The sequence below is a fragment of the bacterium genome (assembly GCA_016703265.1).
Lineage (GTDB): Bacteria > Krumholzibacteriota > Krumholzibacteriia > LZORAL124-64-63 > LZORAL124-64-63 > CAINDZ01.
The window spans coordinates 589219-601240 of the sequence record JADJCK010000003.1; the positions used below are offsets into that span (position 1 = coordinate 589219).

Genomic DNA, 12022 nt, shown 5'->3' on the forward strand with positions numbered 1-12022 from the left:
ATGACGACCGACGTCCGCATACGCGAAGAGCTCCAGGAAACGGTCCTCGACCTGGATCGTGCGTGGCAGCGCGAGAAGCGCACGACCGAGCAGTACCGCGACCTCGTGTCCTGCCTGCAAATCATCGCCGGCGCGCCCGATCTTGCTGTCCTGTGGCAGGAACTGTCGGTGCGACTCGCGCCGATCCTCGGGTTCAGCGCCGCGGCCATGATACGTCAGGATCGCGGCGAGTTCTCCGTCCTGCACTCCACGGCCGGCTGCACGGGACCGATCGAGGTGGCCCCCTCCTCGCTCCTGCGCCGTTCCCGCGGACTCAAGTCGATGGTCCACTTCGACACCGGACGCTGCACCTGCTGCGATGCGCTCTGCCCACCCGCGGCAGGCTCGGCGATCGTGACCGAGATCTACCGGGGGCCCTATACGCTGTCGCTGGTGTTCCTCCACACCGAGCGCAACCACTTCCGCGCCCGGGCTGCCGAATTCCTCGATGGCCTGGCCGCCAGCCTATCCCAGTCCGTCGGGCACCTGCAGACCGTGGGCGAACTCTCGACGGCCCACACGCAGTTGCTCCACGCCGAACGACTGGCGGCCATCGGGCAGCTCGCGGCGGGCGTGGCGCACGAGATCAACAATCCGGTCGGCTTCGTGGCCAGCAACTTCCGCACGCTCGGCGACTACCTCGGCGACCTGGTGGCGCTCGTGCGCGCCTACCGCGAAGGCCGGCCGGAGAGCGAGATCCTCCAGCTTGAGCGCGATCTGGATATCGACTTCCTCATCGAGGACATGGCGAAGCTCCTGCACGAGAACGCCGACGGGCTGCAGCGCGTCGCCGACATCGTCCGCAGCCTGCGCACGTTCGCGCGGATGGACAGCAGGGACGACTTCGCCCTCGCCGATTTCAACACGGCCCTGGCCGACACCCTGATCATCGCCAACCACGAGATCAAGTACGCCGCAAGATGCCTGGTCGACCTCGGCGAAGTCCCGCCCGTCCTGTGCAACGTGGGGCAGTTGAACCAGGTGATCCTCAACATCCTGGTGAACGCAGCCCAGGCCATCCGCGGGCAGGGTCGCCCCGACCTGGGACTCATCACGATCCGGACCTGGGCCGACGACCAGGCCGTCTGGTGCGAGATCGCCAACGACGGCCCGGGCATTCCCCGCGAGGACCTGCCCCGGATCTTCGAGCCCTTCTTCACGACCAAGAAGGTCGGCGACGGAACCGGCCTCGGGCTCGGCATCGCCTGGGACATCATCGTCAACAAGCACGGCGGCGGGCTCGAGGTGGAGAACCGGGATCCCGGTGTCGTTTTCCGCCTGCGCCTGCCGCTGGCGACCGAGGCTGTCCCCGAGGCGCCGGTCCGGTGATCCCGGTGCGACTCCCGGGTGGGACAAACAAACACTACGGGCCGCAACCCGGCGGCCGATACAGACTTCGCCGCGGCTCCCGTCCGAAATCCGGGTGCCGCTTCGGCATGGGCCGATCCCTACGGGCACGGGCGGACGAGGTGGAGCGATGCGATTGGCGACGGACGAGACGACGGACACCACGATGGAAGGCGCTTCCGCAGCGGACCAGTTGCGCGAGGACATCCTCCGCCACATCCGGGTGACCCTGGGCAACGACGCGCAATCCCAGGACCGGTACTCGTGCTACCTGGGCCTGGCGCAGTGCGTGCGCGAGCGCCTGCTCGCCCGCTGGACGGAGTCGCAGCGGACGCTCTCGGACAACTCGGCCAAGCGCGTCTACTTCCTGTCCATGGAGTTCCTGCCCGGGCGCTTCCTGCGCAACTACCTCATCAGCCTGGATCTCGAGGACGCCGCGGCGCAGGCCGTGGCCGCGCTCGGGTTCGACCTGGCCGATCTGGAGGAGCAGGAGGCCGATCCCGGTCTGGGCAACGGCGGCCTGGGTCGGCTGGCGTCGTGCTACCTCGACTCCATGGCCTGCCAGGGCATTCCCGGCTACGGCTACGGCATCCGCTACGACTACGGCATCTTTCAGCAGACGCTGGAGGACGGCTACCAGCGCGAGCAGTGCGACAACTGGGCGCAGTCGGGCAGCCCCTGGGACGTGTGTCGCGCGCGGCACCTGTTCCCCGTGCGCTATTTCGGGCGCACCGAGACGTACGAGGACGCGCGGGGCAACCTGCGCCACCGCTGGGTCGACGGCGAGATCGTCATGGCCATGGCCAACGACATCCTCATCCCCGGCTTCGGCACGCAGTTCGTGAGCAACATGCGCCTGTGGGTCGCGCGCTCGAGCCGCGAGTTCGACCTGCAGGTCTTCAACCGCGGCGACTACGCGGGCGCCGTCCAGGCCAAGGTCCACAGCGAGAACATCTCCAAGGTCCTCTACCCGGCCGATGACAACGAGCAGGGCCGCGAGCTGCGCCTGCGGCAGCAGTACTTCCTGGTGGCCGCGACCATCGCCGACATCATGCAGCGCTTCCGGCGGCAGTGCGGCAACATCGCCGAGTTCGCCGACTACGTGGCGATACAGCTCAACGACACGCACCCGACGATCGCCGTGCCCGAGCTGATGCGCGTCCTGATGGACGACGAGGGCCTGGGCTGGGACGAGGCCTGGTCGACCTGCACGCGCACCTTCGCGTACACGAACCACACGGTGCTGCCCGAGGCGCTGGAGACCTGGCCCGTCGACCTGATCGGCAGGATGCTGCCGCGGCACCTGGAGATCATCCGCGAGATCAACCGGCGGTTCCTGGACGATGTGCGGCGCGACCACCCCGATGAGCCGGCGCTGCCGGCGCGCCTGTCGCTGTTCCAGGAAGGCAGCGAGCCGCGCGTGCGGATGGCCAACCTGGCGATCACGGGCAGTCATTCCGTGAACGGCGTGGCGGAGCTGCACAGCCGGATCCTGCGGGAGGACCTGTTCCGCGACTTCGAGCGAGTGTTCCCCGGGCGGCTGCAGAACGTGACCAACGGCATCACGCCGCGGCGCTGGCTCTACCAGTCGAATCCGCTGCTGTCACGGCTCATCACCGACCACATCGGCCCGGGCTGGATCCGCCACCTCGAGGAACTGGAAGGCCTGGCGCCACTGGCCGACGACCGCGAGTTCCGCCGCCAGTGGCGCGACGTCAAGCTGGCCAACAAGCGGCGCCTGGCGCGGTACATCCTCAGCCGCACCGGCTTCGGGGTGGACCCGACCACGCTGTTCGACGTGCAGGTCAAGCGCATCCACGAGTACAAGCGCCAGTTGCTGAACGTGCTGCACGTGGTGACGCTGTACAACCGGCTGCGTGACGGCGGCGGCGAGGGCGTCGTGCCCCGGACCGTCATCTTTGCCGGCAAGGCGGCTCCCGCCTACCACCAGGCCAAGCTCATCATCAAGCTGATCAACTCGGTGGCCGCGACCATCGCCGACGACCCGGTCGCCAGCCGGAAGCTGCGGGTCATCTTCCTGCCCAACTACTGCGTGTCCCAGGCGGAGAAGGTCGTCACCGCGGCCGACCTCTCCGAGCAGATCTCCACGGCCGGGCTCGAGGCGTCGGGCACGGGCAACATGAAGATGTCGCTGAACGGGGCGCTGACCATCGGCACGCTGGACGGCGCCAATATCGAGATCATGGAAGAGGTCGGGCGGGAGAACATCTTCATCTTCGGCCTGACGACCGCCGAGGTGAACCGGACGCGCGCCGACGGCTACGACCCGCGCGCCTGGCGTGACCGCAACGGGGAACTGCATCGCGTCCTGGACATGATCGGCAGCGGACACTTCTCGCCGGGGAACCGGACGCTGTTCGCGCCGATCCTGCGCTCGCTCATCGAGGGCGGCGATCACTACCTGTTGCTGGCCGACTACGCGGACTACGTGGCGACCCAGGACCAGGTGGCCGCCACGTTCGCCGACACGGAACGCTGGACGCGGATGTCCATCCTGAATACGGCCCGCATGGGCAAGTTCTCCAGCGATCGTTCGGTTCTCGAGTACGCGCAGCGGATCTGGAACGTCGAGCCGCTGGTCGGTTGATCGGGGTACCCGACGACCGCGGTCATCGCAACCTGACAGGGAGTGTCAGCATGAGTTCGCACGAGAGCAGCGGAACCGGACAGGCGGCCGTTGCCGTCGCCCGCAAGGCCATCTTCGACCAGCAGCGCCACCTGTGGGGCTACGAGCTGTTCTGCGTGGGCAACACCGACGAATCGCCGACGGGCATTCCCCTGGGCGACGACGTGCCGGTGTCGGTCGCAGCCAGCACGGGTGCGGGCCTGCAGCAGCTGATCGCGCGTCAACTGCGGGTGATGGTCGCGCTGTCGGAGAAGAGCGTCCTGGATGACCGGGTCTACGCGCTGCCGCCCTCCTGCACCACGGTGCTCATCGGCGAGGGCATCTTCGCGCGGGACGGCGTGGCTGCGCGGCTGGAACGGCTGAAGGGCGACGGCTTCGCCGTTGCGGTGCCGGACTTCACGGCCAGGCCTGAATACGAGGCGCTCTACCGGCAGGCGGACATCATCGGCGTGACGGTTGCAGGGCGCACGCCGGCGGAACTGGCCGGGCTCCTGGCCGAGATCAAGCGCCACCCCGCCATGCCGATGGCCTACGACGTCCCCGACTCGGAGAGCGTCGTCGCCTGCCGTGAACTGGGCTTCCGGCTGTTCCAGGGAGCCTTCAGCAAGGCGCCCGAGATCGTCCGCCTGCGGCGCGTGTCATCGGGACAGATCGCGCGATTCAACCTGCTCAAGCTGATCGGCGCCGAAGACCCGGACTTCGCCGACATCGCCACGCAGATCCAGAGCGACGCGACGGTCAGCTTCAGGCTCCTGACGTACCTGAACTCGGCATCCTTCAACCTGACCAACCGCGTGAACTCCATCTCCCAGGCCATCAGCCTGCTGGGCTGGCGCCGCGTGCGCACCTGGCTGCGCGTGGTCCTGCTGAGCGACATCAGCCAGACCGCCGCCCAGGCCGACCTGCTGCGCCTGGCCTCGCAGCGCGCCCGGTTCCTCGAGGTGATCGCGTCGCGGTACTCGTTCTGGGGCTTCGACCCCGAGAGCATGCACCTGCTCGGGCTGTTCTCGCTGCTGGACGCCATGATGGGCATGCCGATGCCGGAAGTGGTCGGGTTCCTGCCGCTGGACAGCGGCCTGAAGGCCGCGCTCTGCGGCGAACAGAACAGCGAGTACCTGCCGCTGCTCGAGCTGGTGCGGGACCTGGAGGACGGGCGCTGGGCCGACGTCGATGCCGCCGCGCGCCGCCTGAACCTGGACCCGGTTGTCGTGCGCGAGGCGTTCCTGGATGCGGCCACGGTGGCCGGCGACCTGGACGCGATGGCCGGGAAGGCCTAGGCGCCGGGCGACAGCAGGCCCCTAGTCCGGCCAGTTGAACCGCTCCGACAGCGCATGCACCGTGGTCTCGACATCGCGCTCGTGCACCACGAACGAGACGCTGTTGACCGACGAGCAGATCGACAGCACGGTCAGCCGATGGTCGGCCAGCGTGGCGATGAACTCGTTGGCCAGGCCGTAGCGCTCCAGGAAGTGCGGGCCGTACACGGTCAGGATCGTGACCGGGTGCCAGGTGACGACGCGCCGGGGGCGATCTCGGTCGAGAGCATCGCCAGCAGCGGCTCGGCGCGCTCCAGGTCGGCGCGGCTCAGGCAGATGGAGAGGTTCTCGGCGTCATCGGCGTCCCAGCCGACCGTCAGGTAGCACAGGGGGATGGCGTAGTCGCCGAAGCGCTTCAGCACGTTGCGCCGGTGGCCGGCCAGCGGCGCGAAGCCGCGCAACTCGACCAGCACCAGATTCTCACGCCGCGTCAGGCCGCCGCACTCGATCTTCCCGCTCACGCTGTTCCTCCTGCGCCGGCCGTCATTGGCGGCACCAATGGAAGATCGACCGTCACCGTCGTGCCTTGATCCGGAACGCTGTGCAGCACGACAGCGCCGCCCAGCTCGTGCACGAGCCGGTGCACGATGGGCAGGCCCAGGCCGGTACCGAGGCTGCTGCGCTGCTGCGCCGCGGCCGTGCGGTAGAACTCGTCAAAAACCCGGGCCTGTTCCCCCGGTGCGATACCGATGCCCTCGTCGACGACTTCCAGCCGCGCCCCGTCCGCCAGGGGCGTCACGGTGACGGTGACAGGGCCGCCTGCCCGGTTGTAGCGTACGGCATTGTTGACCAGGTTGCCGAGGATCTTCGCCACAGCCCCCTCGCTCGTGGTCACCGTCACGCCTCCGTCGGGTGCCTTCAACTCCAGCCGCTGCCCGGTGATCCCGGCCAGTTCGCGCTGCTCGTCCAGCATGCGGGCCGCCACCGCGGCCAGGTCGACGTTCGTGGGCGGCTCGTGCCGCAGGACGCCCGTGCGCGTCAGGTCGGCCAGGTCCTTGACGATCTCGGTGGCCTGGTCGAGCCGCTTCTGCGCGCGGTCGAGCAGGTCGCGCGCGCCGGGGTCGAGTCCGTCGCAGTGCAGTTCGAGCGTCGCCTCGATGGCGCTGCGCGCGGTGTTCACCGGCGACTTCACCTCGTGCGTGACGAAGCGGAAGAACTCGAGCGTGGCCTTGTCCGCCTCGAGGAGCTCGCGCTGGCGGGCCACCAGTTCGTCGCGGATCGCCCGGTTGTGCCGCATGATCGATCCGCTGACAAAGGCGCCGCTGAGCATCACGAACCAGAACGAGATGAGCACCGCGACGATATAGCGCGTCTCGTGCGTCATCGTGCTGGCGCCCAGCAGGTGGTGGTGCGGCAGCCAGCCCAGGTGTTCACCCAGCACCTCGGCCGTGAACAGCGCGATGGCCAGCCAGGTGATCTGGAAGATCTCGCGCCCCTTGAACAGCAGCGCAGCGATCACCACGTGCAGCACGTAGACGTAGAGGAACGGGTTCTCGACGCCACCTGTCAGGTTCAGTACGAACGTCAGCAGGAGCAGGTCGCAGGCCATCTCGAGCTTCACGATGCGGATCTCGGTGCGGACGGCGCGGGCGGCGAAGAGGCGGTTCCGGGCCACATAGCCCAGGTTCATCAGCGCCAGGGTACCGGCCACCGCCAGCATGGGGCCCACGGGCAGCGGGATGATGGTGACGCTGCCCAGCACGGTGACGGCCGCCACCAGCACGACGACGGCGCCCCAGCGCAGGCGGTTGAACCAGTCCAGACGATGCCGCAGCGACGTCGCCGAGACGAAGAGCGAGGCTTCCGGCGTCAGCGTCTGGTCCGGCCGCAACGGAGCCTCCCGGTCGGCACCCGGTTCAGTTGGTGGTCGGCAGGTGCCGCCTCACCAGGTCCACGAGCTTGCGCGGGCTGACCGGCTTCTCGATGAACTCGCTGACGGGCAGGAACTCGGCGTCCTTGCCCTTGTCGAAGGTGAAGCCGGTGCGCTCGCCCACGGCCGACAGCATGATGATCGGCGTGTCTTTGGTCAAGGGATCGCTGCGCAGCCGGTAGGCCACCTGGAACCCCTCGTCCACCGTGCCCATCATGACGTCCAGCAGGATCAGGTCCGGGTGCTGCTCCCTGGCCAGGGCGAACCCGCGCTCGCCGTTCTGGGCGTCGATCACGCGCAGCTTCTCGCGCTCGAGCGTGACCCGGATGATCTCCACCAGGTCGATGTCGTCGTCGATGACCAGCACGGTCCGTTCACTCATGGCGCAAGACCTCCGCCTTGATAAGATCCACCACGCGGGGCACTGCTGCCGCCACCGCGTCCGATAGCCCCGTCCCGAGCCCGACCTGGGCGGGCTCCACACCGATCACCTTGAGGTCGCGCGGCATGCGGCCCAGTCGCTCCGCGAGCGCGAACGCCTCGACCAGCCCCAGCCCGTGCAGCGACATGCCGTCGCTGCGGATACGGAACCGGGTATCCTCCGGCCGGAACACCACCACGGCGCCGGGTTCGCGGCCCATGCGGGCCGCATCGATGACCAGGCAGGGCGTGCCGGGATCCAACTCGTCGACCAGGGCCAGGGCGTCGGTGCCCAGATCCACAAGGCCAACGGTCGCGGGCAACATTCCGGCAAGCTCCGCCAGCACCGCGGCGCCCACGCCGTCATCTCCGCAGAACGCGTTGCCCACCGCGATGACCTTCATGGCCCGCTAGTCCTCGAATGCGACGTCGAGCATGTGCACCGAGCAGCTGATGCACGGGTCGTACGCCCGCACCAGCATCTCGAGCCACATCGTGATCTCTTCCTTCGACTTCGTCGCCACGACCTCCGGCACCAGCTTCTTCATGTCGTCGTCGATGTTGGCCAGGTTCTGACCCGTGGGGATGATGCAGTTCGCGGCCGTGATGCGCCCCTGGCGGTCGTAGGTGTACTCGTGGTAGAGGATGCCGCGCGGCACCTCGGTGGCGCCGATGCCGGTGCCGTACTGCGTCGGCTCCTGGTTCGGCGTCTCGTCCTTAAGGCCGTTCGCCAGCAGCTTGTCGATGATGGCCACGGCGTCCAGCGCGCAGTGCCCCGCCTCGACCACCTGGGCCACCGTATTGAAGTACGGGTTCGTGCAGCCGGGCTTGAGGCCCAGCACCGCGGCCGCCTCCAGCGCCACGGGGCTCAGCCGGTCGTGGTTGTTGTTCCAGCGCGCCAGCGCACCGACCATGTAGCTCGACCGGTTGACCTTGCAGTGCTTGCTGGTGCTGTGCGGCACCACGAACTCGTTTGTCATGCGCCGGTACTCGCTGTCGGGCACGCGGCCGGTGTCGGTGCTGCAGATGTCGCCGTCGTACAGCGCGTAGTCGTCGTCGCTGCGCAGCGAGATGTACTCGGTCGGCCTCTCGAAGGCGGGGATGGCGCCGGCCAGGGCCTTCATCGTCTCGACGGTGGCCAGCCAGTCGGGCACCATCACCTCGACCAGCCGCCGCCGCAGCTCCAGCAGCGCGGCCGCCGTCGGCACGTAGGTGAAGCCGCCGGGCACGCAGGTGATCGGGTGCACCGCGCGGCCGCCCACGGCGTCGCCGATGTCGTTGGCCAGCTTCTTCATGCGCAGGGCCCGCAGCACCACCTCGGGATGGGTGCCCACCAGCGGGATCACCGACTTCACCTTCAGGAAGTCGGGCGCCGCCAGGAAGTAGGCGTGCAGCACGTTCGACTGCAGCGTGGCGCCGTGGACCAGCAGCTTGCGCAGCAGCACGGTCTGCTCGGTCACCCGCAGGCCGAGGGCCTGCTCGGTGGCCTTCAGCGAGGTGAGCTGGTGCCCCAGCGAGCAGATGCCGCAGATGCGCGAGGTGATGATGGCCGCCTCGTGGAAGCTGCGCCCCTTCAGCAGCGCCTCGAAGTAGCGCGGAGCCTCGACGATGTCGAGCTGCGCCTTCTTCAGCACGCCGTTCTTCATGTCCACGACGATGTTGCCGTGGCCCTCGACCCTCGTCAGGTGCTTGACGGTAATGTCCAAATCCCTGCTCATGCCCTGACCCCCTGCAGCCGGTACGCGTTGTAGAGTTGCAGGCGCTTCCAGGCCTCGTCCATGGCAAGCCCGTGCGAGGCCAGCGTCTCGGCCATGCCCGCCAGGTTCGGGTCGGACACCAGCCCGCGGCAGCCGATGCAGTACTGCCCGAAGTTGGTGCACTGGCTGTTGCAGCCCCCGCGCGTGACCGGCCCCAGGCAGATCATGCCGCGGGCGTACACGCATTCGTTCTCGTTCAGCTTGCACTCGACGCAGACGGCGTGGTCGGGCTCGATCGGCTTCTTGCCCATGACCAACGCCGTGAAGAGCTTCAGGAACTCGATCTGCGTCATCGGGCAGCCGCGCACGTTGTGGTCGACCTTGACCACCGCCGAGAGCGGCAGGGCGGGCAGCGTCGGGAACAGGTACTGGTCCTTCCCGTACACCTCGGCCCGCACCTCCTCGATCGGGTGCAGGTTCTTGATCGCGTTGACGCCGCCGTCGACCGCGCACGAACCCAGCGCCACCAGCACCTTCGAGCGCCGGCGGATGTCATGGATGCGCTTGATGCAGTCGGGCGTCGACAGCGCCCCCTCGACGAAGGCGATGTCGTATTCGTCGGCACGGTCGTCCATGGCCTCGCGCCACTCGACGATGTCGACCTGCGCCAGGATGTCGAGCAGCTGGTCCTCGAAGTTCAGCTGCGAGAGCTCGCAGCCTTCGCAGCCGGTGAAATCGAAGATTGCAACGCGCGGTTTCTGCGCCATCACAGGGCCTCCCGCAGCTTCGCGATGTGGGGCAGGTGGTAGACCGGCCCGTCCTGGCAGACATAGGTGCTGTCGATCTGGCAGTGGCCGCACTTGCCCACGCCGCACTTCATGCGCCGCTCGAGCGACATGTAGATGTTGGCGTCAGGCAGGCCCTTGCCGCGCAGGGTCAGCACCACGAACCGGTACATGACCGGCGGCCCGCAGATGCAGCAGACGGTGTTGGGCAGGTCCAGGTCGAGACCCGGCAGCAGCGTGGTGATGACGCCCGTGCGCCCCTGCCACGACTCCGAGCCGCGGTCGACCGTCACGTGGTACTCGATCTTCGGGTCGCGTTCCCACGCCGCGAGTTCATCCGTGAACAGCAGCTCGGTGTCCGAGCGGCTGCCGTAGCAGATGATGAGCCGGCCGAACTGGTCGCGGTTGTCGCGCACGTAGTTGATCATCGAGCGCATGGGCACCAGCCCGATGCCGCCCGCGACGATCAGCACGTCCTTGCCCTTGAACTTCTCGACGTCGATGCCGTTGCCGAACGGCCCGCGGATGCCGACCTTGCGCCCCGGCCCGTACCCGGCCAACACCTCGGTCAGCATGCCGACGCGGCGGATGCCCATCTCGAACTCGCCCTTGTGCGTGGGCGACGAGGAGACGGAAATGGGCGCCTCGCCCACGCCGAACAGCGACACTTCCACGAACTGGCCCGGCTTGTGGCCCAGGTCGCGGCCGCCCGGAAGCCGGATGGTATAGAGTGTCTCCATCTCGGTCAGCTTCCGCACCGCCGTGATCTCCGCCATTTCCGGCAGGTAGAGTTCCCGGGCTTCGTGGCCCGGCTTCAGGGTGTGCAGTTCCATGCCGTCTTTCCCCCTCAGGCCTGGCCCGTGACCTGTTCCTCGCGCTCGGCGTCGCGAATGAGTCGGTTGACGATCTCGACGATGCTGATGCCGGCCGTGCACGCCGCCGTGCAGCGGCCGCAGCCGACGCACCAGGGCTGCCCGGTCGCGTCGCTCAGGTACTTGAACTTGCGGTTGACCCGGTGGCGCTGGCGCGCGGCCAGCTTGTGGCGGAAGACCTCGCCACCCGCCACCTCGGAGAAGCCGCGCAGCATGCAGCCGTCCCAGGTGCGTTCGCGGTTGCCGCCGTCGACGGTGACTGCCACATGGTCCTGCACGTCGAAGCAGTAGCAGGTGGGGCAGACCAGGTTGCAGGTGCCGCAGCCCAGGCAGTTGCGCGACGACTCTTCCCACACCGGATGGTCATGGCTGTTGGCCATGATGCTGTTCAGCCGGTCCTGGGGCACGTAGATGTGCTGCGTGAAGTGCTCGCGCTTGGGCTTGGGCATGGTGTGCAGGGGCAGCGCGAACCCGTCGACGAGCGCCTCGCCTTCGGGCGTGAGCACATCGACGATCCAGCCGTCAGGGTGACGCGTGAGGAACACGTCGCTGCCGGTCATGTCATAGGGATCGATGCCCACCGACCCGGCGAAGTGATACTTGTCCGGCGCGTAGGAAACCCCGATGAACCGCGCGCCCTGCCTCCTCGTCACGTAGTTCCGCTCGGGATTGCCGTGCAGGAAGTTGTGGTCGAGACGGCGGACGGCGGCCAGGTCGTACGAGTGCACGCCGAGGAACACGGCGTCGACCGGCGCCACGGGCGGAATCGTCGCCGAGTCGGCCTTCAGGTCGAATTCGAGCAGCGTCTCGCGCGCGGGCAGGAAGAACTTCTTCACCGAGCCGAGCGTGCGCGGGTACTCGAGCACCACCCCGGCAGGGTCACTGGTCGCCTCGAAAGCGTACGAACGGCTGCCGCGACGATGCGGCGCGTAGACGGTGTGGCGCTTCTGCAGGTGGGCGACGAAGTCGGCGACCCGCGCCTGCTCCAGGAACTGCTGAGCCATGCGTGCACCCCTCATGGTTGGATCG

The 12022-nt window shown here is 68.0% G+C and carries 12 protein-coding genes; 3 read left to right on the forward strand and 9 right to left on the reverse strand.

The features are described 5' to 3' along the window. From IPG61_06760 to IPG61_06770, 3 genes are all read left to right on the forward strand, one after another. Nucleotides 1–1368, forward strand: coding sequence for a hypothetical protein (locus IPG61_06760; protein ID MBK6733779.1), 1368 nt, complete (start codon nucleotides 1–3; stop codon nucleotides 1366–1368). Nucleotides 1369–1552: 184 nt separating this feature from the next. Then, a complete protein-coding gene (locus IPG61_06765; GenBank protein MBK6733780.1) occupies nucleotides 1553–3994 on the forward strand; it encodes a glycogen/starch/alpha-glucan phosphorylase in 2442 nt (813 codons plus the stop codon). Between the two features lie 50 nt (nucleotides 3995–4044). Beyond that, the gene (locus tag IPG61_06770) at nucleotides 4045–5310 is read left to right on the forward strand and encodes an HDOD domain-containing protein (GenBank protein ID MBK6733781.1); all 1266 of its coding nucleotides are present in this window, start codon (nucleotides 4045–4047) and stop codon (nucleotides 5308–5310) included. Between the two features lie 21 nt (nucleotides 5311–5331). On the opposite strand, the gene IPG61_06775 is transcribed toward IPG61_06770, so the two are convergent. Genes IPG61_06775 through IPG61_06815 form a run of 9 tightly spaced genes read right to left on the reverse strand, consistent with a single transcriptional unit; the run spans nucleotide 5332 to nucleotide 11997 of the window. After that, entirely contained in the window at nucleotides 5332–5517 is a 186-nt protein-coding gene (locus tag IPG61_06775; protein ID MBK6733782.1) for a hypothetical protein, read from the reverse strand. 2 nt (nucleotides 5518–5519) lie between these two features. After that, nucleotides 5520–5810, reverse strand: coding sequence for a hypothetical protein (locus tag IPG61_06780; protein MBK6733783.1), 291 nt, complete (start codon nucleotides 5808–5810; stop codon nucleotides 5520–5522). Continuing rightward, nucleotides 5807–7180, reverse strand: a complete 1374-nt coding sequence (locus IPG61_06785; GenBank protein MBK6733784.1) for a HAMP domain-containing histidine kinase — start codon at nucleotides 7178–7180, stop codon at nucleotides 5807–5809. Before IPG61_06785 ends, IPG61_06780 begins: the two co-directional genes overlap by 4 nt. A gap of 25 nt (nucleotides 7181–7205) precedes the next feature. After that, entirely contained in the window at nucleotides 7206–7601 is a 396-nt protein-coding gene (locus IPG61_06790; protein ID MBK6733785.1) for a response regulator, read from the reverse strand. Next, nucleotides 7594–8043 carry a hydrogenase maturation protease gene (locus IPG61_06795; GenBank protein MBK6733786.1) on the reverse strand — a complete coding sequence of 150 codons (450 nt, stop codon included), beginning with the start codon at nucleotides 8041–8043 and terminating at the stop codon, nucleotides 7594–7596. Before IPG61_06795 ends, IPG61_06790 begins: the two co-directional genes overlap by 8 nt. Nucleotides 8044–8049: 6 nt before the next feature. Beyond that, nucleotides 8050–9357 (reverse strand): Ni/Fe hydrogenase subunit alpha, encoded by a 1308-nt coding sequence (locus tag IPG61_06800; GenBank protein ID MBK6733787.1) that lies wholly within the window; start codon nucleotides 9355–9357, stop codon nucleotides 8050–8052. Continuing rightward, a complete protein-coding gene (locus IPG61_06805) occupies nucleotides 9354–10103 on the reverse strand; it encodes an NADH:ubiquinone oxidoreductase (GenBank protein ID MBK6733788.1) in 750 nt (249 codons plus the stop codon). The genes IPG61_06800 and IPG61_06805 overlap by 4 nt, the downstream gene beginning before the upstream one ends. Next, nucleotides 10103–10954 carry an FAD/NAD(P)-binding protein gene (locus IPG61_06810; protein ID MBK6733789.1) on the reverse strand — a complete coding sequence of 284 codons (852 nt, stop codon included), beginning with the start codon at nucleotides 10952–10954 and terminating at the stop codon, nucleotides 10103–10105. The genes IPG61_06805 and IPG61_06810 overlap by 1 nt, the downstream gene beginning before the upstream one ends. Before the next feature lie 14 nt (nucleotides 10955–10968). Beyond that, nucleotides 10969–11997, reverse strand: coding sequence for a 4Fe-4S dicluster domain-containing protein (locus IPG61_06815; GenBank protein MBK6733790.1), 1029 nt, complete (start codon nucleotides 11995–11997; stop codon nucleotides 10969–10971). Nucleotides 11998–12022: the final 25 nt, after the last annotated feature.